This window comes from Streptomyces sp. cf386, assembly GCF_900103585.1.
Taxonomy (GTDB): domain Bacteria; phylum Actinomycetota; class Actinomycetes; order Streptomycetales; family Streptomycetaceae; genus Streptomyces.
Genome location: NZ_FNHV01000005.1, coordinates 260140 through 285073 on the forward strand (window position 1 = coordinate 260140; position 24934 = coordinate 285073).

Below are 24934 nucleotides of genomic sequence, written 5' to 3' on the forward strand. Positions count from 1 at the left end.
GGTCGGCCCCGATCTCCGGGCCGGACGGCGCGATGCGCGACATAGGTCCGGTCGGCCCCGCGGGATCGGGCGGACTGGGCCGACCGGCCCTTCCCTCCGCCCGGCCGCGCGGGATTCCCTTTGCCCATGTCCGAGAACCACACCAGGTCCACGCCGCCTCTCTCGGTGCGCGTCGTCGCTGGAACGACGGTGGTGGAGCTGCGCGGCGAGATCGACCTCCTCGCGGCACCTGCTCTGGCGGCACGGCTGGACTCGCTGACCGCCGGGACGTGTCCCGATCTGGTGCTCGACCTGCGTTCCGTGTCCTTCATCGACTGCACGGGGCTCGGCGTCCTGTGCCGGGCCCGCAACCGCGTCCTGGACCGGCGGGGCCGACTCCGTCTGGTCAGCCACAACGCGTGCTTCCTGCGCGTACTGCGCATCACCGGTCTGGCGGGCGTGTTCGAGGTCAACCCCGGCTTGCCCACCCCCCTCGAGGCGAACGTCGTCACCGTCCCGGCAGGTTGACCGGCCCCGACCGGCTACCCGCTCACCGCCCCGGCGTCGAGCACCGTACGCGCCGACCGCCGCGGAGTGGCGGGACCCTCGGGGCCGTAGCCGAGTCGTACGAGCATGTGCGCGTGATCGGACCTTGGGTTCGCGGACTCACGCAGATCGGGCCACTCCATCGCCTGGTGCAGGAGGGACGCGCGCAGTCCGTGAGCCGTGGCGACCAGGAGGACGCGTTCGAGGGCCTGCCCAGCGCGCAGCCAGTCGGTGCGACGGTCGTGCTCGGTGGTCAGCACGGCGACAACGGGGGTCGTCTCGTAGACGCGAGCGGGGAGCCGGTCGGGATGGCGTTGAGCGGTGAAGTCGCGCATGGGGAGCCGCTCCCGGGCGTCCTGCGGGCCGAGCGCCGCCCATGGCAGGCCGGTGTCGGCCGCCGCGTACGGGTCCCCGCGCACCCACCGGCGGCTCTCGGCGCTGCGGTCGGTGTCCAGGCGGTTGCGCTGCTCGCCGTCCGCGGTGAGCGCCAGCAGGCGCGCGGTCTCGCCGTGCTCGGGGAAGAAGAGCCACGCGCCCTCCGCGCCGGCCGCCGCGGCGAGTTCGACGCGCAGACCCGGCGGGATCGGCCGGTCGGAGAACGGGAAGCGACTGCTGTGTCGACGCCAGATGGCCCCGTACAGGTCGCTGTCGCCTCGGCCCGGGCCACCGGGGGCGGGCTCGGTCGGCCGGACGGATGCAAGCAGGTCCGGTTCCTCGGGGCAGGGCAGCAGGTGGGTGACCGGATCCCAGCCGAAGTGGGCCATTGCGACTCGGAGGTTGAGCACGCAGGCGCCCACCGACAGATGCAGGGCCCGGCCTTCCGCGTCTGTGTGCCGCAGTCCGCCTTCAGGGGCGGCTCGCACAGAGAAGGTGACCGTTTCCGGATCCAGACGGAAGCGCCACGGCTGGGAGTTGTGGATCGAGGGCGCGGCGACCGCGGCCGAGACGCACGTCTCCAGTACCGCGGCATCGAAGGATGTGCTGCGCATGGTGTCCTCCCCTCTCGCCGGAGTGGTGCTGTCTTCGAGCGTGAGCACCCGGCCGCGACGCAGCGAGGGGCCGACGGTCCTTCGTGAGGGCCTGGCGGGCCATACATCCGCCGCGGGGACCTCTGGCTGATCAGGGCTGAACGTCCCGGTGCGGTACGCAAGTTGGTCCCGGTCGGTCCCCTGAGACCGCCTGATCGGCCCATGCCGGCGCGGGGCGCCCGCTGGCACGGTCAGGACAACGAAGACGCGGAGGAGGTGCGGACCGATGAGCGACGGCACATGCGCGAAGAAGCGGTTGTGGCGGTGGCGCAGCAACCCCTTGCGACGGCGTGACGACATCATGGAGGCCTGGATCGTGCTGGCCCTCTGGGCGGTCGTCCTGGTGGGTGGCACGCTGGTCGGCCTGGTGACGGCCCACGCCGCCGACGAGGTGTTCGCCCGGCAGCGCGCCGAACGGACCTCCGTGCGGGCCGTGGTCCTCGCCGACGTCCCCGCCTCGGCCACCAAGGCAGGTGGGACACGTGCGCTGGCGAGGATCAGCTGGACGACACCCGACGGCACCACGCGTACCGACAGGACCCTGGTGGACACGAGGCAGAAGGCCGGCGCCGAGGTCGTGGCGTGGCTGGACGGCCAGGGCGACCTCGCCGCCGAGCCGCCGAGCTCCGCGGAGGCCGCCGTCGAGGCCGGCGTCCTGGGCACGGCCGCCGCGCTCGGACTGGCCGGCGCGGCGGTCGGCGCCGGGGCCCTCGTCCGGTGGAGGCTCGACCGGCGACGCATCGACCAGTGGCGCCGGGAGTGGGACCTGGTAGGGCCCCAGTGGGGGCACAAGACCGGGTGAACCTGGGCACGCGTGGCCAGCCGCCGTATGCGCTCGAACCCGATCCGCGGGGGCCGAGCGGCCCGATTTCAGGGCCATCCGGTGCTGACCAGGTCCTGGATGGCTCTCCTGCGGACGACTGGCTCCTGCCGCGCTTGCCATGTGATGGCTGTCGGCTGTCACCCCGGGGAAGGGAGGAGCGACATGCAGCACCGTACGGTTGCCGATCTGATGCCCCGCGATGTCGTCCGGGCCCGGCGCGACACGCCGTTCAAGGAGATCGTCGAGCTGTTGGCGGAGAACGACGTCACCGCCGTACCGGTGGTGGACGACCTGGACCACCCCCTGGGCGTCGTGTCCGAGACCGACCTGCTGCGCAAGTGCTCCGCGCAGGCCGACCCGTCCGGGCGCGCACCGACCTGCTGCGAATCTTCCTGCGCGGGGACGACGCCATCCACGACGAGATCACCCGGGACGTGCTGCGGCAGACCTTGGACCTCGCGCCTTCGGACGTGACGGTCGAGGTGCGCGATGGGCAGGTGATACTCGGAGGTTCCGTCGAGGTGAGCAGCCTGATCCCCATCATCGAGCGGCTGTGCAGAAATGTCGACGGCGTGGTCTCGGTCTCCGCGCACATCGAGTACCGCATCGACGCCTCCCGGGCTTCCTCCACCGGAGCATGAGCACCGCGGTGGCGATCACGGCGGCAACGTCTTCCGGGCCGATATGACTTCGCCTCTGACCTCGTACAGGTCAGTGGTGGTCACGCCGGACATTGGCGTCACCCCTGCGCCTTCCCTCTGTGTGATCGGCTGATGGCAAGGGCTCGGTCATGTGGCCGAAGGCCCTCGGCGGCAGGCCACAAGGCGGGTCGCCGACGGGGCCACTGTCGCTCATGCTGGAGGAGAGTCACATGTCTCCTCGAGTTCACATCCGCGGAGGTGAACCGAATGACTCTGCCCTTTCGGTACAGGCCGGAGGGCCTGCGGGGGCGGGCCTCCTCCCAGCCTGAGCCGATCGCTGCCGAGTGCGACAAGCTCCTCGATCGGATGAACCGGCTCCTGAAGTCCGCCTCGCGTCGTGGACCGAGCCCATGGCGCGGCACCTCGCGCCGCACCGGGCGCTGCTGCCCGCTGACGTGAAGGCCGATGACGGCTGACCCACCCACCGCCGGCGAGGCACAGCCGGCGGGTGCGGGCCCGCCGACGTCATACGCAGAGAAGGAAAGGAAGCCATGAAGGTCGGAGTGCTGACCGGTGGCGGCGACTGCCCCGGCCTCAACGCCGTGATCCGCAGCGTCGTCCGCAAGGGCATCCAGGAGTACGGCTTCGATTTCGTCGGCTTGCGGGACGGCTGGCTCGGTGCCCTTCAGGGCAATGTGGTGCCGCTGGACATCTCGAGCGTGCGTGGGATCCTTCCACGCGGCGGAACCATCCTCGGTTCCTCCCGCACCAACCCGTTCAAACATGAGGACGCGGTGCAGCGCATCCAGGACGTCCTTGCCGCGCACCAGGTGGACGCACTCATCGTGATCGGCGGCGAGGACACGCTCGGTGTCGCCGCCGAGCTGAGCCATCAGGGCGTCAATCTGGTCGGCGTGCCGAAAACCATCGACAACGACGTGTCCGGCACCGACTACACCTTCGGCTTCGACACGGCCGTAGGCATCGCGACGGAGGCAATCGACCGCCTCCACACCACTGCCGAGTCGCACATGCGCACCCTGGTGGTGGAGGTGATGGGCAGGCACTCCGGGTGGATCGCCCTGCACGCCGGCGTGGCGGGCGGCGCCAACGTGATCCTCATCCCGGAGCGGCCGTTCGACATCGATCAGGTCTGTACGTGGGTGAAGAACCGATTCAAGATCCACTATGCGCCGATCGTCGTCGCCGCCGAGGGAGCCGTCCCCATCGAGGGGCAGATGATCCTCAAGGACCGGACGCTGGACGAGTTCGGCCACGTGCGGCTGTCGGGCATCGGCGAGTGGCTTGCCCAGGAGATCGAGGAACGCACGGGCACGGATGCCCGGACCACCGTCCTCGGCCACGTCCAGCGCGGCGGTACGCCCAGCGCGTTCGACCGTTGGCTGGCCACACGCTTCGGGCTGCACGCCGTCGACGCGGTCAAGGACGGCGATTACGGCAAGTTGGTCGCCCTGCAGGGCACCCAGATCATCCGCATCCCTCTCGACGGCACCAGGGCGAGGACCAAGCTGGTGGATCCGTCGCTGTACGACGAGTTCGAGGTGTTCTTCGGCTGATCCCCTCCCCCGTCAGCCGACGTGCGGCACGACCGCCACCGGGCAGCGGGTGTGGTGCAGTACGGCATGGGTCACCGGCCCCAGTCGGCCTTCGGGCGCGTGCGGGTCGGTTCGGCGGCCCACGACCAGCAGGTCCGCTCCCCGGGACGCGTTCAGGAGTGCTTGCGCGGGGTGGAGCAGGACGACATCGGTGCGGGTCGTCACCTCCGGATACTTGTCCTGCCGCGTGCTCAGGGCGTCGGACAGTCGCAGGACCTCTTGGTCCTCCCAGGTGGCGCGGTCCTCCTCGGTCACGAACAGCTTCTGGGGAGACACGGCCTCGGCGGGAAGAGCCCAGGCCTGAACCACCCGCAGACGCGCCCCGCGCGCCTCAGCTGCCGAGAACGCGAAGTCCACCACCTCACCGACCGGACGGTGTGCGTCGAAACCCACCACCAGCTGGGGCACATCGCCTGCCTTCAGCGTCCCGTCTCCGAAGCCCGCAACCGGCCGTTCGGGCACCAGCACCACGGGGCAAGCGGCTGCCGCCGCGACACGAAGGGCCACCGAACCGACCGCGAGCCCGTCGAAGCCGCCCGAGCCTCGTGCTCCGACCACGAGAAGCCCCGCGTCGCGGGCCGCGCCGAGAAGTGCCATGGCCGGGGCGTCGGCGGCCTGCTCGCCCCGCGCCTGGAGGTCCGGGTAGCGGGCGACGAGGTCGGCGATCGCCCGCTGGAGCATGCGCTCACCCACGTGGTGCAGAGTTTCCGTGGCCTGGACCGGTACGGCATCGCCCGGAAGCGGTGGAGCGGCGTGCACGAGCCACAGCGGAACGCCGCGCAGCAGCGCTTCCCGCGCGGCCCAGTCGGCTGCGGCCAGGCTGCGTTCGGAGCCGTCGATACCCGCCAGCACAGGGTGACCCATCGCGTCCTCCTTCGCCGGCCGTGCACGTCCGCAGGCGAGGCCCGCGACTCCTTCGGCCCTTCCTCCACTGTTTCACGGCGGGCCCCGAAGGTCCCGGCGAAAGAGCCGTCCGGCCCCTCCGCTGCGCTCCACCCCGGCGCGTCAATGGAAGAAACGCAGCATTCGGGAGGTGGCAGTGCCGACGTTGAGCGTCGCCGAGACGGACACGGCCGTCCGGCGGACACAAGAAGGAGAGGGACCATGACCTACGGCACACAGGTGCGCAACGAGCTGCGGACGCCCGCCCGAGAGCTGCGAAAAGCAATCCCGCAGGTGTACGAGGGGTACCGGCAGCTACACGACAGCGTGCTCGCCGCCGGCGCGCTGGATGCCAAGACCAAGGAACTGATCGCGCTGGCCATCGCGGTGAGCAAGGAGTGCGACGGCTGCATCGCCGCCCATGCCCACGCCGCGGTCCGGCAGGACGCCACCGAGCAGGAGGCGGCCGAGGCGATCGGGGTCGCGATCCTGATGAACGGCGGGCCCGGCACCGTGTACGGCCCCCGTGCCTTCGCCGCGTTCCGCGAGTTCCACGCGGAGGCGAACCCGTGACGACGGCTGACAGTCGGCTCCCAGTACATGGTCGTGGGGGGGGGACAGCGCGCAGCCGAGCAGGACGGCGCTGCGCCGGGCGACCTGCCAGACGGAGCTGACCGGCGCGGAGGAGGTGCGGGTGCTGTACGCGTGGCGGGTGGTGTACGCCTGCTGCATGTCCGTTGACTACTCCGCCGCAGGCTTTCGGGGCAAGCGCGCCGGGAGCAGCTCGTGGAGGCCCCCCTGCGGTGACGGCCAAGTCCGTCGTCCGTATGTAGGCCGTTCGACCTCCGTGAGGGCCGAACGGGCTCTGTCGAGCGGTCATGCCGCTCCGCATGGTGGACAGTGAACCCGCGAAGGCGGCACTGCGAAGCTCCGGCTTTCCCTCACGGTTCGCGCGCGACGCACATCCGGCAGGAGGCGGAACGATGACCGACATCCATGGCTTGCTCGGCGACGAGGCCAAAGACCTGCTGACCCACACCGCCCAGGGGATTCCCAAGACAGACCTGGTGCTGCCGGGTCATGACTTCGTCGACCGGGTCGTGGCCGGGAGCGACCGCTCACCCCGGGTGCTGCGCAACCTGCAGTCTCTCTTCGACCACGGCCGTCTGGCCGGCACGGGGTACGTGTCGGTCCTGCCTGTCGACCAGGGCATCGAGCACTCCGCGGTATCCGCGTTCGCCGCGAACCCCCGCTATCTCGACCCGAAGAACATCGTCGAACTCGCCATCGAGGGCGGCTGCAACGCGGTCGCCAGCACGCTCGGCGTGCTCGGCGCCGTCTCGCGGCGCTACGCGCACAAGATCCCCTTCATCGTGAAACTCAACCACAACGAGCTGCTGACCTACCCGAACCACTACGACCAGATCCTGTTCGGCAACGTCCAACAGTGCTTCGACCTCGGCGCAGCCGGGGTCGGCGCCACGGTCTACTTCGGATCGGAGCAGTCCGACCGCCAGTTGCAGGAGGTCAGCGAGGTCTTCGCGCACGCCCACGAACTGGGCATGTTCACCGTGCTGTGGTGCTATCTGCGCAACTCGGCGTTCAAGAAGGACGGCGTGGACTACTCGGTGTCAGCCGACCTCACGGGCCAGGCCAACCATCTCGGTGTGACCATCGAGGCCGACATCGTCAAGCAGAAGCAGCCCGAGAACAACGGGGGCTACCGCGCGCTGGACTTCGGCAGGACCGATCCGATCCTGTACGGCACACTCACCACCGACCACCCGATCGACCTGACCCGCTGGCAGGTGGCCAACTGCTACATGGGCCGCGTCGGACTGATCAACAGCGGCGGCGCCTCGGCCGGAACGGGCGACCACGCGCAGGCCGTACGGACCGCAGTGATCAACAAGCGAGCCGGCGGCACCGGCCTCATCACCGGCCGCAAAGCCTTCCAGCGACCCACCGGCGAAGGCATCGAACTCCTCCACGCCGTCCAGGACGTCTACCTCGACGACAGCATCACCATCGCCTGACGGAGACATGGCGCTTCGGCAGCCGGGACGGCGAACTGCAGCTGCACGCCGACACATCACCGCGTCTTCCAGCCACTGGTCCAGACGGCCGGTGTTGGTCCTCAGCTGTGGCGCCGTCCGGCCGGCCGACTGGCATTGCGGCCGGACGTCCCCCGTCAAAGTCCGAGTGGCCCATCCCCCGGCGCCCTCCCGAGCCCGACGATGGGAGTGCGGCACACGAAGCGCGGGGAGGTGCGCTGTGAACTGCTACGACTGCGTACGTGTGGGCACCATGGCATCCGGTGACGCGGTGTGCCACCGCTGCGGGATCGGGGTGCGCACCCAGCGCGCACACGTGACCGGCGAAGTGGCGCATCCCGCCGCCGCCACGAAGCTCAGCCACGGGCGAAGCCCTGCTCGGCATCCGTCATGCCTGGTTCGCCGCGCGGCCGATGCGTTCGGCCAGGTAGGGCGTGCCGGGGCGACCGCCTTGGACCGAGCATCACGGAGAGAAGGCGCTCGGCCCCACCGCCGGCGGACGGGATTCCGGCTTGCGGGGCTGGGCCCGCTGAGTGGGTGGGACCGATGAAGGCATCGCTGCCTCTGGGGCGGATCGCCGGCGTCCGCGTCGGCCTGAACTGGAGCGTGCTGGTCATCATCGCCCTGGTGACCGTCACGCTCGCGGAAGGCCGCTTCCCCGACGCTCACCCCGACCACTCCGCCTGGGTCTACTGGGCACTGGCGCTGCTGGCGGCGGTTGTGTTCCTGGCCTCGCTGCTGGCCCACGAGCTCGCGCACGCCATCGTCGCCCGCCGAAACGGTGTCAAGGTCGACGGCATCACCTTGTGGATGCTCGGCGGCGTGGCCCGCCTGCACAGCGATGCGCGTACGCCCGGCGCGGAACTGCGCATCGCGGGGGTGGGACCGCTGACGAGCGCCGTCGCCGGCGGGTTGCTCCTGGGACTGGCCGTATGGCTGGACAGCCTGCACGCCTCGGGGCTCGCCGTCGAGGCGGTCGCCTGGCTGGCCGGCATCAACATCGTGCTCGCCGTCTTCAACGCACTGCCCGCCGCCCCGCTGGACGGCGGACGGCTGCTGCGCGCGTACTTGTGGCACCGCACCGGGGACCGGCTGCGGGCCACCCGCGGCGCCGCGGCCGCAGGCCGCATGCTGGGCTGGTTCATGATCGTGACCGGATTCGCGGCGATGATCTTCGCCGGGGATCTGTCCGGGCTGTGGCCCGCCCTGATCGGCTGGTTCCTCATCGCCGCCGCAACCGCCGAGGAACGCCAGGCCGAACTGCGCGGCGTCCTGGACGACACCCCCGTCAGCCGCGTAATGACCCGCGCACCGGTCACTGTCCCGACCACCACGCTCCTCGCGTCCTTCCTGGCCGAAGGCCCCTTCGGCCACTACCGCCACTCCGCGTTCCCCGTCCTCGCCCCGGACGGCACAGCGGCCGGTCTGGTCACCGTCCGCCTCATCAACCGCGCCCCCTTCCAAGCGCGTTCCACCACCACGATCGGCGACGTGATGCGCCCGCTGCCGGACGTGACCACGGCGAGCCCGGACGACCCGGTCGTGGATCTACTGCCGCGCCTGGAGGCCAGCCGGGACCACAGGGCCCTGGTCCTCGACGACGGTCACCTGGTCGGCATCGTCACCCTCGTCGACATCACCCGCGCTCTCTCCTGGCCGGCCACAGCCACCCGCCCCAGGACCTGACACCCCCGCACCCGCGCGCCGACGATGCCGTGCGCGCAGAAGGAGGTGCGCCATGAAGTCAGCCTCACCGGGCCGTGATCGCCGCACTCCGACGCCTTGTCGAGCGGACGCCGGGCCACCGGGGCAGATCAAGGTCGCCCACCGCCGTGCATGCCGCGCATGCCGCGCATCATGAAGATCATCATCAGCGGGCAGGCCAGCGCGATCGCCCCGAGGAAGAGCGTGGCGGCCGGCACGCCGAGGGCCAGGGCACCGACCACGGCGATCGCGACCGCGATCGCGTACAGGCCGTAATTGCGTTATCGGTTGGTGGTCATCACGGGCCTCCTTCAACCGTGCCCGTCGGTGGCCGGGTCAGCCCTTGCCGAGCCGGGGACCGGCGCCGGCATGGAGAACGGACAGGCGGCGCCGGTATTCGTCCTCGTCGATCTCTCCGCGAGCGAAGCGTTCAGCGAGGAGTTGCTCGGGGGTGGGTCCGTGCGTCGGGGTTCCGGTCTGCGGCGTCTGAGACGTGTCCGGTCGGGCCAGGGCCCTGAAGGCCAGGACACCGATGGTGATGATCAGCGCCCAGAAGAGGACCATGCTGACCGACATGGCGAACCAGCCCCATCCGTTGAGATCGTGGTCGTACCAGAACATCGATCGCTCACTTCCTCATGGGCTGCGGGAGAGCCGTGGCCCGGTGCCGGCGGCCTCCCACCGCCTCATCTCCACGATCACCCCGGCCTACCGGCCCGTCATGGGCCGATGAGGCCAACACTCCTGGGCCGTTGGGCCCGTTACCCCGCGGGGGTATCCGGTGGAGCCTGAGAAGCAGCCGGACAGAGAGAAGGTCTGCCATGGATACCGCCGGCATCGTCACGGTGACCCTGGCCGTCGTGCTCGTCGCCGCGCTGGGCTGGTTCTTCTTCGGCCCGCGCCGCGCCCGCACTGCCCGGGTCGAGGGCGGGGTTCAGCTGGTGGAGGTGACCGTGCGGGGCGGTTACAGCCCCGACGTGATCCGGGTGCGGCAGGGTATGCCGGTGGAGCTGGTCTTCGACCGGCAGGAGTCCGGGGAGTGCACGAACCGGGTCGTCTTCCCGGACCTGCGGGTCAGCGCCGGGCTACCCGCGCACCAGCGCACCACCGTGCGGCTGCGGCCCGAGCGGGCGGGGTCGTTCGGGTTCGCGTGTGGGATGAACATGATCCACGGCACGCTCGTGGTGGACCCCGGCGAAGGCCCGGCCGATGAGGCACCGCCGTCCCCTGGAGCGGATACGGCACCGGAGGACCGTACCTCCGCCGCGGACGCCGAGGCGGCGGAGGTCGCCGAGCGGCGCGCGGAGATCACAGACCTGGGCCGCCGGGTCGCCCTGGGCGCTGTGCTGACCCTGCCGGTGCTGTTCGCCGTGATGGCCGATGAACTCTTCGGCGCCGACTGGGTGCCGGGCTGGATGCTGAACCACTGGGTGCAGCTGGCGCTGATCACCCCGGTGATGTTCTTCACCGGGTGGCCGATCCACCGCATCGGCTGGCTCACCCTGCGCCACCGCAGTGCCGACATGAACTCCCTGATCGCACTGGGCACTTCGGCCGCCTACGGCTACAGTCTGCTGGTCACCCTTGCCCCGTCGCTGCTGCCCGAGGGCGTCCGCGAGGTGTACTTCGAGGCCGTCGGCGTGATCCTCACGCTGATCGTCCTGGGCCGTCTGCTGGAGGCTCGCGCCAAGGCCGGCACCGGTGAAGCCATCCGCGCCCTGCTGGGGCTGCAGGCCCGTACCGCCCGGGTCGTGCGCGACGGCAGCGAAACCGAGATCCCCGTGGACGAGGTCGTCGTGGACGACGAGATCGCCATCCGCCCCGGCGAGAAGATCCCCGTCGACGCCGAGGTGCTCTCCGGGGCCTCGGCAGTGGACGAGTCGATGGTCACCGGCGAGCCGATGCCCGTGACCAAGCGCGCCGGGGACACCGTCATCGGTGCCACGGTCAATACGACCGGCTCCCTGCGGGTGCGGGCCGCCAAGGTCGGCGCCGACACGATGCTCGCCCAGATCATCCGGCTGGTGCAGCAGGCCCAGGCGTCCAAGGCGCCCATCCAGCGACTCGCCGACGCGATCTCCGCCTACTTCGTGCCCGCCGTCATCGCCGTCGCGATCGCCACCTTCACGCTCTGGTACGTCGTCGGCCCCTCCCCCGCACTCACCCTGGCCCTGGTCTCCTCCGTGGCCGTCCTGATCATCGCCTGCCCCTGCGCGCTCGGGCTCGCCACGCCGCTGTCCGTCATGGTCGGCACCGGCAAGGGCGCGCAGGCCGGCATCCTGATCCGCTCCGCCGAAGCCCTGGAGACCGCGCACAAACTGGACACCGTCGTCCTCGACAAGACCGGCACCGTCACCGCGGGCAAGCCAGTCCTCACCGACGTCCGGCCGACCGACGGCTTCACCGAGGAGGAGTTGCTGGCACTGGTGGCCGCCTCCGAAGCCGACAGCGAGCATCCCCTCGCTGCCGCGATCATCGTGGGCGCCCGTGAGCGTGGACTTGCCGTGCCCGGCGCTTCCGCCTTCGACTCGGTCACCGGCAAGGGCGTACAGGCCACCGTGGACGGCAGGAGGGTGCTCGTCGGCACGGCCCGGCTGCTCGCCGACATGGGCATCGAAGCCGCTCATCTCACCGCAGCCGCCGACGACCTCTCGGCGCAGGGCAAGACGCCGATCCTCGCCGCCGTCGACGGACGCCCGGCAGGCGTGCTGGCCGTCGCCGACACCGTCAAGGAGGATTCCACCCAGGCCATCGCCGCGCTGCACGGCCTCGGCATCGAGACCGTGATCCTCACCGGCGACAACGCCCGCACCGCCGCCGCGATCGCCGAACAGGTCGGTGTACGACGGGTGCTGGCCGAAGTCCTGCCGGAGCACAAGGCCGAGGAGATCCGCCGGCTTCAGGGCGAGGGCCGCACCGTCGGCATGGTCGGCGACGGCATCAACGACGCCCCCGCGCTCGCCCAGGCCGACGTGGGCCTGGCGATCGGCACCGGCACGGACGTCGCCATCGAGGCCGCCGACATCACCCTGATCTCCGGTTCGCTGTCGGGTGTCGTCACGGCGATCCGTCTCTCCCGCGCGACCATGCGCAACATCAAGCAGAACCTGTTCTTCGCCCTGGTCTACAACGCCCTCGGCATCCCCGTCGCCGCCGGTGCCCTCTACCCGCTGTGGGGCATCCTCCTGAGCCCGATCATCGCCGCCGCGGCCATGGCCCTGTCCTCCCTGTCCGTCGTCACCAACGCCTCCCGGCTGCGCCGCTGGCGCCCCGAACCGCTGCCGGAGGCCGAAGTGACGGACGTACGACCAATGGTCGGGTCCGGCGCGGTCCCGTACGCCCCTTTGGTGGCCGACCCGGTGTGCGGCATGCGGATCGACCCCGCCACCGCACCAGAACACCGGGACACCCCTCACGGCACCCTGCACTTCTGCTCCGGCCCCTGCGCGGCCACCTACGACACCGAGCCGCACTGTCATGACGCCGCGGCAGTTCAGCCCAAGGACGCCCATCCCCGACGCGGTGAGCACTGAGTCCCGCATTACCCCCCAGGGGTACAGTGGGTGCACGGCACAGCAGCGGAAAGGCATGGAAGCGATGACGGCACGCCGAGCCCGGCGGATCAGCGCATACGGCGGAACGGTCCGCCGTATGCGTGCTGCCGTCATCACACTGTTCGCGGTTCTCACGGTGCTCATCCACCACGAGACGACGGCCGGGACAGCCGCCCCGACACCAACCTCCGGTACCTCCGCGTCTGTCGCCGCGAGCGCGATGTCCCAACACCACCAGGGTCATACGTCGGCCATGCACGCCTCTACTCCCGCGCCCCCGGCCTCCGACCGCGGCGAGGGCGCCTGTTCGGCCATGGCCTCACAGCACTGCTCGGCCGCCGACGTCAATACGGTGCGCCTCACGCCGCCAACCGCTCTGTGCCTTTACTGCGCCGACGATTCCGCGCTCGGTCTGCCCTTTGGCCGTATGGCGCCCGGAACGCCCAGCCGCGCGCCTCCCGACCTGTCCGCCCTCTCTCGGTTCCTGCTGTAGGCCCACGGCCTCCGCGCGCCCGCGCGCGGACGGCCCGTCCCGCACGCGACCCCGTCAGGCACGTCGAGAAGAGACTCACACCATGAACGACATCAGCCGCCGCTCCCTCCTGCTGGCCGCCCTCGGCGCCGCGGGAGCGAGCACGCTCGCCGCCTGCACCAACGGCTCCGGCAGTACACCCGCCCTGGTCAGCCCCTCCGGCTCGGCGGTGGCAGCCGCCGAGAAGCGGCGCGCCGGCACCGGGACGGTACGCAACATGAGCCTCACCGCCGCGCCCGCCGTGCTCGACCTCGGCGGCGGGGTCACGGCCAAGAGCTGGGCGTTCAGCGGGCAGGTGCCGGGCAAGGAAATCCGGGTCTCCGTCGGCGACACCCTGGCCGCCGAGCTCTCCAACCAACTGCCGAACAAAACCACCACCTCCCTCCACTGGCACGGCATCGCCCTGCGCAACGACATGGACGGCGCACCCCCGGTCACCCAGCGCGCCGTACGGGCAGGCTCCAACTTCACCTACCGCTTCATCACCGGTACTCCCGGGACGTACTTCGTCCACCCCCACGTCGGCGTCCAACTCGACCGCGGTCTGTACGCCCCGTTGATCGTCGAGGACCCCAACGAGCCGCTGTCCTATGACGACGAGTGGGTCGTGGTCCTGGACGACTGGATCGACGGCGTCACCGGCACCCCCGACGAGGTCTACGACGAACTGCGGCAGGGCATGGCCGGAGGCATGCACATGGGCGGGTTCATGCTGATGGGCGCCACGAGCGACCTGCTCGGCGGCGACGCCGGCGACGTGAAGTACCCGTACCACCTGGTCAACGGCCGGGTCGCCGCCGACCCCGTCGTCCACAGGGGAAGGCCCGGCAAGCGGGTCCGGCTACGCATCATCAACGCGGGCGGGGACACTGCCTATCGTGTCGCGCTCGGCGACCACCGGATGACCGTCACCCACACCGACGGGTATCCCGTCGAGCACCAGGAAGTCGACGCGCTGCTGATCGGCATGGGTGAGCGATACGACGTCCTGGTCACCCTCGGCGACGGCGTCTTCCCGCTCGTCGCACTGGCCGAGGGCAAGGGCGCCGCGGGCAGGGCGCTGGTTCGCACCGGTGCCGGCACAGCCCCGCGACCGGGCGTGCGGCCGCAGGAGCTGGACGGGAAGATCCTCACCGCCGCGCAGCTGCGGGCGACCGACGACATCCGGCTGACCTCGAAGACACCCGATCGCGTCCACCGCGTCGAGCTGACCGGCGACATGCATCACTACAACTGGGCCATCAACGGCGAACAGTTGGACATGAGCGATCCGGCCGCCCACCCGCTGATCGTCGAAGCCGGTGAGCGGGTCCGACTGGACTTCGTCAACCGCAGCACGATGTGGCACCCGATACACCTGCACGGCCACACCTACCAGCTCGGCACCGACGGCCCGCGCAAGGACACCGCCATCGTGCTGCCGAAGAAGACGGTGTCGGTCGTCTTCGATGCCGACAACCCGGGGCAGTGGATGCTCCACTGCCACAACGCCTACCACGCGGAGGCCGGGATGATGGCCGTCCTCGCCTATCGGGCCTGACGTAGGGGGATTGCCCCGCCCCTTCCAGGAAGGTGCCCGCACCCAGGGAGGTCCGGGCGGCGCGTGCCTCGACAGCGGACCGAGGGGTGCTCCACCAGTGAGCACCCCATCCAGCTCCTCTCTGAGGTCATGCACCCGCGAAGGCATGGCATGGCGGCGCTCGGCGGCAGGGGTGAGGCTGGAAGGACAGCGAACGGGCAGCGACGCGGGAGATCTTCTGGAGGCGGCCATGGCAGGTGGTGCGGACGGACGTCGGCCGATCGTGGTGGGCGTCGACCCCGATCCTTCGAAGCGGCTTGCGTTGGCCTGGGCCACCGACGAGGCGGATCGGCGTCGCGTGCCGCTGCGGCTCGTCCACGCCCAGGGCGTGCCGACCCGCGGCTATCGATCGGGAGAGGTGCGGCCGTCCTGGGAGGAGTGGAACCAGGCGCTGCACGGCCTGGGTGACCAGGTGCTCAAGGAGGCGGTCGCCTTCGTCGAGGCGCGGCGGCCGACGGTTGAGGTGTCGACGTTGCTGGCGGAGGGTGAGCCGGCGTGGGTGCTGCGCGAGGAGGCGCGCAGCGCCGCCCTGGTCGTGGTGGGCTCCTGGCAGCTGAGCAGAAGGCGTGAAATGTTCAGCTCCGCCTCCGTGGCGCTCCCGCTCACTGCCCACGCTGCCTGCCCGGTTGCGGTCGTACCGGAGCCGGAGCACGTCACCCAGCAGCCCGCGTACTTCGTGGTCGGCGTCGACGGCAGTCCGCATTCGGCCGCGGCGGTGGATGTGGCGTTCGAGGAGGCGGCCCTGCACGGAGGTCTCCTGCGGGCCTTGTATGTGTGGCATCCGCCGCTCCTCGGTGCCCTGGACGAGGACGCCGCGGTTCTGGAGTGCCGCCGTGTGCTGTCCGAGACGGTCGCGGGCCGCACCGCGACATACCCGGACGTGGAGCTGCACCACGATGTCGTCCGCGGCCACCCGGTGCAGGTCCTGACGGAGGCCTCGGAACACGCCCTGGGACTGGTGGTGGGAACCCGGGGGCACGGAGGATTCACGGGCATACTGCTGGGCTCGGTGAGTCAGGGAGTGCTGCACCACGCCCGCTGTCCCGTCATCACGGTCCCCGTGTGAGCCGACGAACGGCCCGGGGCCTCTGCCCCGAACGGCCCTGGTGATGTCGGCGGACCCGGCACACGATGAGAGTTCGCTGCCGTTCATGGGCGGCGAACCGGCGAGACGGCAGCCGCATTCCTTGGAGTCCGCGATGGCAGCTTCAGCCCCGTTCCTCCGCGCGATCCGGCCGATTCCACCGGTGCCGAAGCCCTCGTCACCGTACGGGATCGGATGATGCGCACCGGTACGGACCCGCTGGTACCGGGGGGCGGGAGGGGCGAGGTGGTCGGTGCCGCGTCAGGTTCCGGTCCGCGTCCTCCGGTACGGGAACTTGCCGCCGGTGACGTCTTTTCCGCGCTGGACACGTCACGACGCGGCCTGTCGGCGGCTCAGGCCCGAGCGCGGCAGGAGCAGTACGGGGCCAACGAACTGCCGCGTGCGGGGCGCCGCGCCGTGTGGCGGCAGCTGGTCGCGCAGTTCACGGACCTCTTCGCGGTGGTGCTGATCGTCGCGTCGGGGATCACCTTCCTGGCGTACGGACTGGAAGAGCCGCAGGACGTGGGCACCCTGCAACTGGCGGTGGCGATCCTGGGCGTGGTGCTGCTGAACGCCGTCATCGGCTTCGCGCAGGAGTACTCGGCCGAGCGGACGGCCCAGGCGCTGGAGGCGATGGTGCCCCACACCTGCAGGGTGCTGCGCGGCGGCGAACGGCGGGAGCTGCCGGCCCGGGAGCTGGTGCCGGGCGACGTGGTCCTGCTGGAAGCCGGCGATGCGGTGTCTGCGGACTGCCGGGTGGTCGAGGCGCACGAACTCGCAGTGAACAACGCGCCGTTGACCGGGGAGAGCGACGCCGTGGGCCGTACGGCCGATGCGGTGGCGGCCGGACCGCCGCTTCATGTCCGCAACTGCGTGTTCATGGGGACCGACGTCGTCGCCGGGTCCGGGCGGGCCGTCGTCTTCGCCACCGGTCCGACGACCGAGTTCGGGCGGATCTACCGGCTGGCCGCCGCTGCCCCGCGGCAGAAGACCCCGCTGCAGCTCCAGGTGGCCTCGATGGCGCGACGGGTGGCGGGGGCGGCTCTGGCGATCGGTGCCCTGATGTTCGCCGTGCGGCTGCCCGCCGGGGAGTCCGTGGTGTCCTCGTTCGTGTTCGCACTGGGGGTCATGGTGGCCCTGGTGCCGGAAGGGCTGCCCGCCACCCTCTCGGTGTCCCTGGCGATCGGCGTACGGCGGATGGCGCGCCGCCGTGCCCTGATCAAACAGCTATTGGCGGTGGAGGCGCTCGGGTCGACCACGGTCGTGTGCACCGACAAGACCGGGACACTCACGCAGGCGGAGATGACCGTCACCCGGGTCTGGGCCGGGGGTGCGCCGCACCCCGTGAGCGGTGTGGGGTACGCCCCGGACGGCGAGGTCGCCGACGTGGTGCCGGTGCGCGAGCTGCTTCGGGTGGCGGGCCTGTGCTGCAACGCCCGGATGGTACCGCCCACCGGCCCGGAGGGTCGGGAGCACTGGCGGGTGCTCGGTGACACCACCGAGGGAGCACTGCTCGTCGTCGCCGCCAAGGCCGGGCTCGACCTGGCCGCGGAAGAGACGGCGGCCCCGCGAGTGACCGAGTTTCCCTTCGACTCGGCCCGCAAGCTGATGACCACGGTGCACAAAAGCGGCGCTCGCTACCAGGCGTGCGTCAAGGGAGCGCCCTTGGAGCTGCTGGAGCGGTGCACCGACGTGGAGTGGGAAGGCCGGCGCGGGCCGCTGACCGAGCAGGAACGGGCGGCGGTCGTCGGGGCGGGTGACGCGCTGGCGTCGCAAGGGCTGCGGGTGCTGGCCGTCGCGCGGCGGGAGCTGGACGTGCCCCGCCCCACCCAGGACGAGGCCGAGTCCGGACTCACGCTGCTGGGCCTGGTCGGCATGCTGGACCCGCCGCGTCCGGAGGTCACCGACGCGGTCACCGCCTGCCGCCGTGCAGGCATCCGGATCGTCATGGTCACCGGCGACCACCCGCTCACCGGGGAAGCTGTGGCTCGCCGCGTGGGAATCGTACGGCGGCCGGATCCGCTCGTGGTGACGGGCGCCCGGCTGGACACCATGGACGACGAGGCGCTCGACGCGCTGCTCGCCGAGCCGTCCGAGCTGCTGCTGTGCCGGGTCAGCCCGGAGCACAAGATGCGCGTGGTCACCGCCTTCCAGCGGCGCGGCGAGGTGGTGGCGGTCACGGGCGACGGGGCGAACGACGCCCCCGCGCTCAAGCACGCGGACATCGGCGTGGCGATGGGGGCATCGGGCACCGACGTGGCCCGGGAGGCGGCTTCGGTGGTGCTGCTCGACGACTCGTTCGCCTCCATCGCGGCCGCGGTGCGGCTCGGCCGGGCGGTCTACCAGAACATCCGCAAGTTCCTCGTCTACCTCTTCAGCCACAACATCGGGGAGCTGGTACCGATCCTGGCGGCGACCTTCGCCGGATTCCCGCTGGTGCCCATCAGTGCGGTACAGATCCTGGCGATCGACCTGGGATCCGATGTGCTGCCCGCCCTGGCCCTGGGCGCGGAGCCGCCGGAGCCCGACGTGATGGACCGCCCGCCGCGTTCTCGCCGGGAACGTCTGTTCTCGGCCGCCGTGGTGGGGCGGATCCTGTTCCTGGGCGGCATCCAGGCGGTCTGCGTGACCGGCGTGTTCTTCTGGCACATCGGTTCCTCGGGCATCCCGTTCGACGACTTCACCGAGGACACCCTCGTCTACCAGGAAGCGATCACCATGGTCCAGGCCGGGATCGTGCTCAGCCAGTTCTTCAACGCGCTCGCCGTGCGCACCGACCGGCAGAGCATTCTGAAAGTCGGTCTGCTGTCCAATCCGGCGCTACTGGCGGCGGGTGGTTTCGGCGTGGCCCTCATGGCCGCGATCAGCTATCTGCCGCTGCTGCAGGCCGTGTTCAACACCGCCCCGCTCGACCCGGCCGACTGGGCGGTCCTGGCCGGGCTCGGCACCCTGCCCCTGATCGCGGACGAGGCCCGGAAGGGGTGGCTGCGCCGACGCGCCGACCGCCGGAAAGGAGCCCCACGATGAAGGTGATCGTCGTCGGCTGCGGACGGGTGGGCTCCACCCTCGCCGATCTGCTCGCCACGGAAGGGCACGACGTGCAGGTCGTCGACCGGCGTCCCAAGGCGGCCCGGCGGCTGCCCGACAGCCCTCGCATCCGCTTCCACGAGGGCAACGGCTACAGCCGCGCCGTGCTCCGCACCGCCGGGATCGAGCACGCGGACGCGTTCGTGGCCGTCACCTCCGGCGACAACAGCAACATCGTCAGCGCGCGCACAGCGAAGGAGACGTACCGGGTGCCGATCGTCCTCGCCCGCATCTACGACCCCCGGCGCGCCGACATCTACCGCGAACTCGGCATCCCCACCATTGCCAGCGTCCGCTGGACCGTGCACCAGATCCACCAGATGCTGCTGCACCGCCATCTGAGCCCCGAACTCAGCTTCGGCAACGGAGAGACCCTGCTCGTCCGCTCCGAGGTGCCCGGCTACCTCGTCGGGCGGCGGCTGACCGAGTTCGACGTCGACGGCGAGATCCGGGTCGTCGAGGTCACCCGCGCGGGCCGCTCTTTGATCCCCGCGCACAGCACGCTCGCGCAGGCGGGCGACCTGGTCACCTTCGCCGTCGCCGCCACCGCGCTCGGCAGGCTGCGCGGTTTTCTCGACAAGGAGCTGGGGACGTGAACGTGCTCATCGCCGGCGCGGGACGGCTCGGCACCCAGATCGCACAGGTGCTCTCCGCGGCCCGCAACGAGGTCACGCTGATCGACATCGACGACGACCGGGTGGCCGAACTGGAAGGCCGGATCCAGGTGCGGCTGATGGCGGGCGACGCCTGCGAGCCCGTCCTCCTGGAGCACGCTGGTGCCCTGACCGCCGACCTCGTCATCGCCACGACCGGGGACGACGAGGACAACCTCGTCATCAGTCTGCTCGCCAAGCGGCAGTTCTTGGTGCCCCGCGTGGCCGCCCGGGTGAATGACGCCGACAACGCATGGCTGTTCGACGAACGCTGGGGCGTCGACGTCGCCGTTCCCGCCGCCACCCCGCTGATCTCCCTCATCGAGGAGGCCACCGGGGCCACCGACACGGTCGCCCTGCTGCGGCTCAGCAAGGCCGGCGTCGACGTCATCGAGACGGCCATCACGCCGCAGTCCAGGGCTGTGGGCCGGGTTCTGCGCGACATCCGGCTGCCTGAAGGGACGGTCGTCGCCACGATCGTCCGCGGGGGACAGCCCACTGTGCCGGATCCGGCGATCCGGCTCGCGGTCGGGGATGAACTCCTGCTCGTCTCGCACTCCGCGACCGAACAGGAGATCCACGCGGCGTTCCAGTGAACCGCCCCGGATCCGGAGCGCCGAGCGGTCACCGCCCGCCCGTCCGAGCCGCCCAGCGCCGCCGGACGCTGTCCTCGTGTTCGGCCTGCTCCAGGGCCAGGTCGACCCGGTCGAGCGCCTCCCGCAGGCGGGGGATCCAGTGGCGCCGCAGGGCACGCACCCGGTGCCGGGTGCTGAGGACCTCCGCGCCCACCGCCTCGGCGGCGGCGTGGGCGGCGGCGTACTCGGCAGCGGCGCGCACGGCACGGCCGTAGGCCGCCTCCGCAAGGACGAGCGCCGTGTTGGAGGGCGCGGCGGCGGTGGGCGGACGGGCGGGTACGGACGTGGAGACCGCCGCCGGATGACGTACCCCCATGGATACGGTCCAGTGCACCGTGACCTCGGCGGGGCCGATGCCCGCAGCGGCGGAGTCGAGGGCCTGTTCCCCGCCCAGGAGCAGTCCCCGCAGCAGCCAGCCCTCGGCCTCGGGCAGCAGGTCTTGCCAGGCCCGGCCGGCTTCCTCCTCCGCACGCAGCAGCCGCTGGTGCTCGGAGCGCAGGATGCGCAGCTTCTGCTCCAGCAGGTCGGCTCCGCGCACGGCGACATCGAGGCTGTGCCGCAGGCGCAGCCGTCCGGCACGACCGGGCGGCGTACGGCGGCGGGTGCCGGTCATCGGGACGCCCCCTCGTCACTGTCCTCGTGGTCGTCGAGGTCCTTCGCCCCGTGGGCGTCGAGCAGCCGGGCGGGAAGCATGGAGAGCTGGCTGCGGGGCAGGGTGAGCAGGGCCCGCCAGCCGCGGTCCAGCGAGGTGTCGAGGTCGCGGGGTTCGTCGCTGCGCTGGTCGGCGAAGTCCCGCAGGAACGCCTCCTCGTAGTCCAGGTAGCGGCGATCGGTGGGGCTCAGCGCCGCCTGGCCGACCAGGTCGGCGAGATCGCGGACCCGCCGGGCGCGGGCGAGGGCGGCCAGCAACTGGGCCGCGACGTCGAGGTGATCGTCGCGGGTACGGCCGGGGCCGGCGCCCTTGCGCATCAGCCGGGAGAGGGAGGACAGGGCGTCCAGCGGCGGGTAGACGCCCCGCGCCTGTGTTTCGGGCGAGAGCACGATCTGGCCCTCGGTGATGTAGCCGGTCAGGTCCGGCACCGGGTGGGTGATGTCGCCCGCGGGCATGGTGAGCACCGGCAGGACGGTGACCGAGCCCGGGCGGCCCCGGATGCGTCCGCAGCGTTCGTACAGGGAGGCCAGGTCGCTGTACAGATAGCCCGGGTAGGCGCGGCGGGCGGGGATCTCCCCGCGGGCGGCGGAGACCTCGCGCAGGGCCTCGGCGTACGTCGTCATGTCGGTCATCACCACGAGGACGTGCCGCCCCACGGTGAAGGCGAGGTGCTCGGCGACGGTGAGCGCGATCCGCGGGGTGAGGATCCGTTCGATCACCGGGTCGTCGGCCGTGTTCAGCAGCAGGACCAGTTCTCCGGCCGCGGACCGCTCCTCCAGGGCGTCGCGCACGAAGGATGCATCGGCGTGGGTGAGGCCCATGCCCGCGAAGACGACGCTGAACGCCTCTCCCGCCGCGGTGGCCTGGGCGGCGATCTGGGCGGCCAGCTCCAGATGCGGCAGCCCGGCCACGGAGAACACCGGAAGCTTCTGCCCCCGCACCAGCGTGGTCAGGGCGTCGACTGCCCCGACACCGGTGAGTACCGGTTCGGACGGGGGCTCGCGCCGCACCGGGTTGATGGGAGCGCCACCCACCTCGGCGTCGTGGGCGCCGAGGACGGGTGGACCACCATCGAGGGGCTCGCCACGGCCGTTGCAGACGCGACCGAGCCAGTCCGTGCCGACCGGGACGCGCAGCGGACTGCCCGAGAAGGCCGCCCGGACCCCCTCCGGGTCCATGCCCGCGGTGCCCTCCAGCACTTGCACGACCGCCAGGTCGCGGTCGGCGTCCAGAACCACACCGTGGCACCGTTCGCCCGAGGCGAGGGTGATACGGACGTATTCGTCCCAGCCGACCCCCGAAACGCCTTCGACGATCGCGAGCGGACCTCGAAGCTCGCGCACCGCCGTGTACTCGATCCCGCCGGACAGGCTCATGGCCGCACCTCCCCCAACTTGGCGAGCATGGCGTCCCGCCGCACCGCCACCCCGGCGGCGTCGTGCGGGTCGGTGTCCTCGCCGGCACGCAGCAGGGGACCGAAGTCGATCGCCTCGACCGAGGCCGCCGAGACGCCGGAGTCCACCAGCTCGCGGCAGCGGTCGGCGATCGTGAGGACTGCGTCGGCCAGGGCAGCCGTCTTCTCCGGCCCGCAGTACGCGTCCCGCTCGGACAGCGCGCTCTGCTGCAGTACGCCCTCGCGGACCAGCCTCCCCGCCAGCACGCTGATCCGCTCCCGCGCGGGCAGGGCGGCGATCCCGATCAGGTCCACGAGATCGGCCAGCCGGTCGGCCTCCGCCAGGACCGCTCCCACCCTGTCGCGGCGCCCGGCCCACGCCGGATCGCCGGCCGCCCGGTGTCCGGCGGCCAGAACCGGTACGTCCCGGGAGAAGGACCCGGCCCAGGAAACCGCGGGGTAGTGACGGGCGTAGGCGAGGTCGCGGTCGAGGGTCCACAGGCAGCGGACGAAGCGTTCGGTGTGTGCGGTCACCGGTTCGGTCATGTCCCCGCCGGGCGGCGACACCGCGCCGATCACAGTGACCGAGCCCCGGTTGCCGCCGAGCGTGGTCACGGCGGCGGCTCGCTCGTAGAAGGCCGCGATGGCGGAGGCCAGTCCGGCCGGGTAGCCCTCCTCGGCGGGCAGCGCACCGGTACGGGAGGCGAACTCGCGCAGTGCCTCGGCCCACCGGGAGGTCGAGTCGGCAATGACGACCACATCCAGGCCCATGTCCCGGAAGTACTCGGCGACCGTCATCCCCGTGTAGACGCTCGCCTCCCGGGCCATCATCGGCATGTTGGAGGTGTTGGCGATCGTCACCGTGCGGTCCGCCAGGCGCCCGCCCGAGCGCGGGTCCCGAAGCTCCGACAGTTCGGTGATGACGTCGGCCATCTCGTTGCCGCGCTCCCCGCAGCCGACGTAGACGATGACGTCCGCGTCGCTCCACTTGGCGATCTGCTGGAGCAGCACCGTCTTGCCGGTGCCGAAGCCACCGGGCACCGCCACCGTGCTGCCCCGGGCCACGGGGAAGAGCAGGTCGATCACGCGCTGCCCGGTGTTCAGGGCCTCGTGGCTGTCGACGCGCTCCCGCACCGGACGCGGTCGGCGCACCGGCCACAGAGCGCCGACCGTCACCTCGGTGCCGCCCACCACAGCCACCACAGCGTCTCGCGGGCGGCCCCCGGCCACGGCGATCTCCTCGACCATGCCCCCGCAGCCGGGCGGCACGAGGACCCGCACCCGCGCCGCTCCGGCGTCCCGGATCTCCCCGAGTGCCGCCCCCTCGGCCACCTGCTCGCCCTCCGCCACAGACGGGGAGAAGTTCCAAGTGCGTTCCTCGGCAGCGTGCCGCCCCGCCCCGGGCAGCAGCCAGTCGCCGGCGCCGGACAGGGGGCGCAGCAGGCCGTCGAAGATCCCGCCGAGCAGCTCGGGGCCGAGGCGCACCGACAGCGGACGGCCCTGGGGCAGCGCCGTCTGCCCCGGAGCGAGTCCACCGGTGTACTCGTACGCCTGGACGGTCACCACGTCACCGCTGATGGCCACAACCTCACCGGGCAGCCCGGCCGGGCCGATCGAGACCAGGTCGTACATCGCGATGCCGCCCGTGTACTCCATCTCCACCAGCGGTCCGGTCACGCGCAGGATCCGGGAGACCGGCTCCCGCGCAGTCGCCCGGTGACGCGTCCCGGCAGCTTCCGTCACGGCTCCCACAGGCTCCGCACCGCCCCTCCCATACGATCCAGCGCGCGGTCGGCCAGCGCGGTCAGCGACAGATCGACCCGCCTGCCCGGCGCCTGCGCCAGCACACCCCCGTCGGCGTGCTCGGTCACCTCGGCGGCGGCACCGAGGAGGACACGCGCCCGGTGTTCCAACCGCTCTCGCAGGGACGGGTAGTCATCGGTCCGGCGCAGCTCCCGGACCCGCTCGTCGGCCTCGCGGCGCAGCTCCTCGTACGACTCCCGGCGAGCGGTGAGCGTGCGGGACCTGGCTTCCCGCCTCGCCCTGACGAGGAGGTCGCGGGCGGCGTCCGCACCGTCGGCCTCGCCCTGGCGCCGGGCTTCGTCGAGGATCGTCCGGGCCTCGGTGCGGGCCTGGTCGAGCAGTGCGACGGCCTCCCGCTCGGCACCGGCCAGGAGCGCTTCCGCATCCGTGTGCGCGGCTCGCAGCAGCCCCGCCCGGACCGGCGAGAGTGCGTCGGACGTCTGCTCGGGAGCCGGGGTCGTCATGGCGGCATCACAGCCGTCAGCGGGCGACGCCCCCCGGGCGCCGCAGGGGCCGACTCCAGTGCCTCGGCCGCGGCACGGGTAAGGATCACCAGGTCTACGCCGTCCGGCAGAGTCCGCCACATCCGGCGTACGGCCGTGGGGTCGTCGGCGACGAGCACGACCGCTCCGGCCAGCGCCAGACCGGCCACACGGGACCGCTCTCCGAGGGCGGCGACGCGGCCCATG

22 protein-coding genes and 1 pseudogene are annotated in these 24934 nt (G+C 71.5%); 14 read left to right on the forward strand and 9 right to left on the reverse strand.

The window, feature by feature from the left end; translation table 11 throughout:
• The first annotated feature begins 126 nt into the window (after nucleotides 1–126).
• Nucleotides 127–507 carry an STAS domain-containing protein gene (locus BLU79_RS15100; protein ID WP_093906254.1) on the forward strand — a complete coding sequence of 127 codons (381 nt, stop codon included), beginning with the start codon at nucleotides 127–129 and terminating at the stop codon, nucleotides 505–507.
• Between the two features lie 14 nt (nucleotides 508–521).
• On the opposite strand, the gene BLU79_RS15105 is transcribed toward BLU79_RS15100, so the two are convergent.
• Nucleotides 522–1514 carry an Acg family FMN-binding oxidoreductase gene (locus BLU79_RS15105; protein ID WP_093906478.1) on the reverse strand — a complete coding sequence of 331 codons (993 nt, stop codon included), beginning with the start codon at nucleotides 1512–1514 and terminating at the stop codon, nucleotides 522–524.
• Between the two features lie 265 nt (nucleotides 1515–1779).
• Between BLU79_RS15105 and BLU79_RS15110 the strand changes: the two genes are divergently transcribed.
• The 3 genes and pseudogenes from BLU79_RS15110 to BLU79_RS15120 all read left to right on the forward strand — a co-directional run bounded on the left by BLU79_RS15110 (nucleotide 1780) and on the right by BLU79_RS15120 (nucleotide 4594).
• Nucleotides 1780–2355: an Rv1733c family protein gene (locus BLU79_RS15110; RefSeq protein ID WP_093906255.1), complete on the forward strand. Its 576-nt coding sequence runs from the start codon at nucleotides 1780–1782 to the stop codon at nucleotides 2353–2355.
• A gap of 183 nt (nucleotides 2356–2538) precedes the next feature.
• A pseudogene (locus BLU79_RS15115) lies at nucleotides 2539–3017 on the forward strand (CBS domain-containing protein).
• 551 nt (nucleotides 3018–3568) lie between these two features.
• Nucleotides 3569–4594 carry a 6-phosphofructokinase gene (locus BLU79_RS15120; protein WP_093906256.1) on the forward strand — a complete coding sequence of 342 codons (1026 nt, stop codon included), beginning with the start codon at nucleotides 3569–3571 and terminating at the stop codon, nucleotides 4592–4594.
• 12 nt (nucleotides 4595–4606) lie between these two features.
• Here BLU79_RS15120 and BLU79_RS15125 read toward each other — a convergent pair whose 3' ends face one another.
• Nucleotides 4607–5497 carry a universal stress protein gene (locus BLU79_RS15125; protein ID WP_093906257.1) on the reverse strand — a complete coding sequence of 297 codons (891 nt, stop codon included), beginning with the start codon at nucleotides 5495–5497 and terminating at the stop codon, nucleotides 4607–4609.
• Nucleotides 5498–5737: 240 nt separating this feature from the next.
• Here BLU79_RS15125 and BLU79_RS15130 point away from each other — a divergent pair, with 240 nt between their 5' ends.
• The 3 genes from BLU79_RS15130 to BLU79_RS15140 all read left to right on the forward strand — a co-directional run bounded on the left by BLU79_RS15130 (nucleotide 5738) and on the right by BLU79_RS15140 (nucleotide 9255).
• Nucleotides 5738–6088, forward strand: coding sequence for a carboxymuconolactone decarboxylase family protein (locus tag BLU79_RS15130; protein WP_093906258.1), 351 nt, complete (start codon nucleotides 5738–5740; stop codon nucleotides 6086–6088).
• Between the two features lie 410 nt (nucleotides 6089–6498).
• Nucleotides 6499–7551, forward strand: a complete 1053-nt coding sequence (locus BLU79_RS15135; RefSeq protein ID WP_093906259.1) for a class I fructose-bisphosphate aldolase — start codon at nucleotides 6499–6501, stop codon at nucleotides 7549–7551.
• A 564-nt stretch (nucleotides 7552–8115) separates the two neighbouring features.
• A complete protein-coding gene (locus tag BLU79_RS15140) occupies nucleotides 8116–9255 on the forward strand; it encodes a site-2 protease family protein (protein WP_093906260.1) in 1140 nt (379 codons plus the stop codon).
• Between the two features lie 128 nt (nucleotides 9256–9383).
• Here BLU79_RS15140 and BLU79_RS15145 read toward each other — a convergent pair whose 3' ends face one another.
• Entirely contained in the window at nucleotides 9384–9515 is a 132-nt protein-coding gene (locus tag BLU79_RS15145) for a DUF2933 domain-containing protein (RefSeq protein WP_218137773.1), read from the reverse strand.
• 94 nt (nucleotides 9516–9609) lie between these two features.
• The gene (locus BLU79_RS15150; protein WP_093906262.1) at nucleotides 9610–9894 is read right to left on the reverse strand and encodes an SHOCT domain-containing protein; all 285 of its coding nucleotides are present in this window, start codon (nucleotides 9892–9894) and stop codon (nucleotides 9610–9612) included.
• 200 nt (nucleotides 9895–10094) lie between these two features.
• Between BLU79_RS15150 and BLU79_RS15155 the strand changes: the two genes are divergently transcribed.
• From BLU79_RS15155 to BLU79_RS15185, 7 genes are all read left to right on the forward strand, one after another.
• Nucleotides 10095–12806, forward strand: a complete 2712-nt coding sequence (locus tag BLU79_RS15155) for a heavy metal translocating P-type ATPase (RefSeq protein ID WP_093906263.1) — start codon at nucleotides 10095–10097, stop codon at nucleotides 12804–12806.
• Between the two features lie 64 nt (nucleotides 12807–12870).
• Nucleotides 12871–13320 carry a hypothetical protein gene (locus BLU79_RS15160; RefSeq protein WP_143052499.1) on the forward strand — a complete coding sequence of 150 codons (450 nt, stop codon included), beginning with the start codon at nucleotides 12871–12873 and terminating at the stop codon, nucleotides 13318–13320.
• Between the two features lie 82 nt (nucleotides 13321–13402).
• A complete protein-coding gene (locus BLU79_RS15165) occupies nucleotides 13403–14899 on the forward strand; it encodes a multicopper oxidase family protein (protein WP_093906265.1) in 1497 nt (498 codons plus the stop codon).
• 229 nt (nucleotides 14900–15128) lie between these two features.
• Nucleotides 15129–16004, forward strand: coding sequence for a universal stress protein (locus tag BLU79_RS15170; RefSeq protein ID WP_093906266.1), 876 nt, complete (start codon nucleotides 15129–15131; stop codon nucleotides 16002–16004).
• A 213-nt stretch (nucleotides 16005–16217) separates the two neighbouring features.
• Entirely contained in the window at nucleotides 16218–19049 is a 2832-nt protein-coding gene (locus BLU79_RS15175; RefSeq protein ID WP_093906267.1) for a cation-translocating P-type ATPase, read from the forward strand.
• Entirely contained in the window at nucleotides 19046–19705 is a 660-nt protein-coding gene (locus tag BLU79_RS15180; RefSeq protein WP_093906268.1) for a potassium channel family protein, read from the forward strand. Before BLU79_RS15175 ends, BLU79_RS15180 begins: the two co-directional genes overlap by 4 nt.
• Nucleotides 19702–20358, forward strand: a complete 657-nt coding sequence (locus BLU79_RS15185) for a potassium channel family protein (RefSeq protein ID WP_093906269.1) — start codon at nucleotides 19702–19704, stop codon at nucleotides 20356–20358. Before BLU79_RS15180 ends, BLU79_RS15185 begins: the two co-directional genes overlap by 4 nt.
• 28 nt (nucleotides 20359–20386) lie before the next feature.
• Here the strand turns inward: BLU79_RS15185 and BLU79_RS15190 are convergent, their stop codons facing one another.
• From BLU79_RS15190 to BLU79_RS15210, 5 genes are read right to left on the reverse strand one after another with little or no spacing between them, the layout of a single operon-like run.
• A complete protein-coding gene (locus tag BLU79_RS15190) occupies nucleotides 20387–21010 on the reverse strand; it encodes a V-type ATP synthase subunit D (RefSeq protein ID WP_177001027.1) in 624 nt (207 codons plus the stop codon).
• Nucleotides 21007–22425 (reverse strand): V-type ATP synthase subunit B, encoded by a 1419-nt coding sequence (locus tag BLU79_RS15195; protein WP_093906270.1) that lies wholly within the window; start codon nucleotides 22423–22425, stop codon nucleotides 21007–21009. The genes BLU79_RS15190 and BLU79_RS15195 overlap by 4 nt, the downstream gene beginning before the upstream one ends.
• A complete protein-coding gene (locus BLU79_RS15200) occupies nucleotides 22422–24194 on the reverse strand; it encodes a V-type ATP synthase subunit A (protein ID WP_093906271.1) in 1773 nt (590 codons plus the stop codon). The genes BLU79_RS15195 and BLU79_RS15200 overlap by 4 nt, the downstream gene beginning before the upstream one ends.
• The gene (locus BLU79_RS15205; RefSeq protein ID WP_093906272.1) at nucleotides 24182–24709 is read right to left on the reverse strand and encodes a V-type ATP synthase subunit E; all 528 of its coding nucleotides are present in this window, start codon (nucleotides 24707–24709) and stop codon (nucleotides 24182–24184) included. Before BLU79_RS15205 ends, BLU79_RS15200 begins: the two co-directional genes overlap by 13 nt.
• A complete protein-coding gene (locus BLU79_RS15210; protein ID WP_256333314.1) occupies nucleotides 24706–24933 on the reverse strand; it encodes a hypothetical protein in 228 nt (75 codons plus the stop codon). The genes BLU79_RS15205 and BLU79_RS15210 overlap by 4 nt, the downstream gene beginning before the upstream one ends.
• Nucleotide 24934: the final 1 nt, after the last annotated feature.

Coding starts and splice junctions, on each gene's coding strand:
- BLU79_RS15100 (WP_093906254.1), top strand. CDS start 127: ATGTCCGAGAACCACACCAGGTCCACGCCGCCTCTCTCGGTGCGCGTC.
- BLU79_RS15105 (WP_093906478.1), bottom strand. CDS start 1,514: ATGCGCAGCACATCCTTCGATGCCGCGGTACTGGAGACGTGCGTCTCG.
- BLU79_RS15110 (WP_093906255.1), top strand. CDS start 1,780: ATGAGCGACGGCACATGCGCGAAGAAGCGGTTGTGGCGGTGGCGCAGC.
- BLU79_RS15120 (WP_093906256.1), top strand. CDS start 3,569: ATGAAGGTCGGAGTGCTGACCGGTGGCGGCGACTGCCCCGGCCTCAAC.
- BLU79_RS15125 (WP_093906257.1), bottom strand. CDS start 5,497: ATGGGTCACCCTGTGCTGGCGGGTATCGACGGCTCCGAACGCAGCCTG.
- BLU79_RS15130 (WP_093906258.1), top strand. CDS start 5,738: ATGACCTACGGCACACAGGTGCGCAACGAGCTGCGGACGCCCGCCCGA.
- BLU79_RS15135 (WP_093906259.1), top strand. CDS start 6,499: ATGACCGACATCCATGGCTTGCTCGGCGACGAGGCCAAAGACCTGCTG.
- BLU79_RS15140 (WP_093906260.1), top strand. CDS start 8,116: ATGAAGGCATCGCTGCCTCTGGGGCGGATCGCCGGCGTCCGCGTCGGC.
- BLU79_RS15150 (WP_093906262.1), bottom strand. CDS start 9,894: ATGTTCTGGTACGACCACGATCTCAACGGATGGGGCTGGTTCGCCATG.
- BLU79_RS15155 (WP_093906263.1), top strand. CDS start 10,095: ATGGATACCGCCGGCATCGTCACGGTGACCCTGGCCGTCGTGCTCGTC.
- BLU79_RS15160 (WP_143052499.1), top strand. CDS start 12,871: ATGACGGCACGCCGAGCCCGGCGGATCAGCGCATACGGCGGAACGGTC.
- BLU79_RS15165 (WP_093906265.1), top strand. CDS start 13,403: ATGAACGACATCAGCCGCCGCTCCCTCCTGCTGGCCGCCCTCGGCGCC.
- BLU79_RS15170 (WP_093906266.1), top strand. CDS start 15,129: ATGGCAGGTGGTGCGGACGGACGTCGGCCGATCGTGGTGGGCGTCGAC.
- BLU79_RS15175 (WP_093906267.1), top strand. CDS start 16,218: ATGATGCGCACCGGTACGGACCCGCTGGTACCGGGGGGCGGGAGGGGC.
- BLU79_RS15180 (WP_093906268.1), top strand. CDS start 19,046: ATGAAGGTGATCGTCGTCGGCTGCGGACGGGTGGGCTCCACCCTCGCC.
- BLU79_RS15190 (WP_177001027.1), bottom strand. CDS start 21,010: ATGACCGGCACCCGCCGCCGTACGCCGCCCGGTCGTGCCGGACGGCTG.
- BLU79_RS15195 (WP_093906270.1), bottom strand. CDS start 22,425: ATGAGCCTGTCCGGCGGGATCGAGTACACGGCGGTGCGCGAGCTTCGA.
- BLU79_RS15205 (WP_093906272.1), bottom strand. CDS start 24,709: ATGACGACCCCGGCTCCCGAGCAGACGTCCGACGCACTCTCGCCGGTC.
- BLU79_RS15210 (WP_256333314.1), bottom strand. CDS start 24,933: ATGGGCCGCGTCGCCGCCCTCGGAGAGCGGTCCCGTGTGGCCGGTCTG.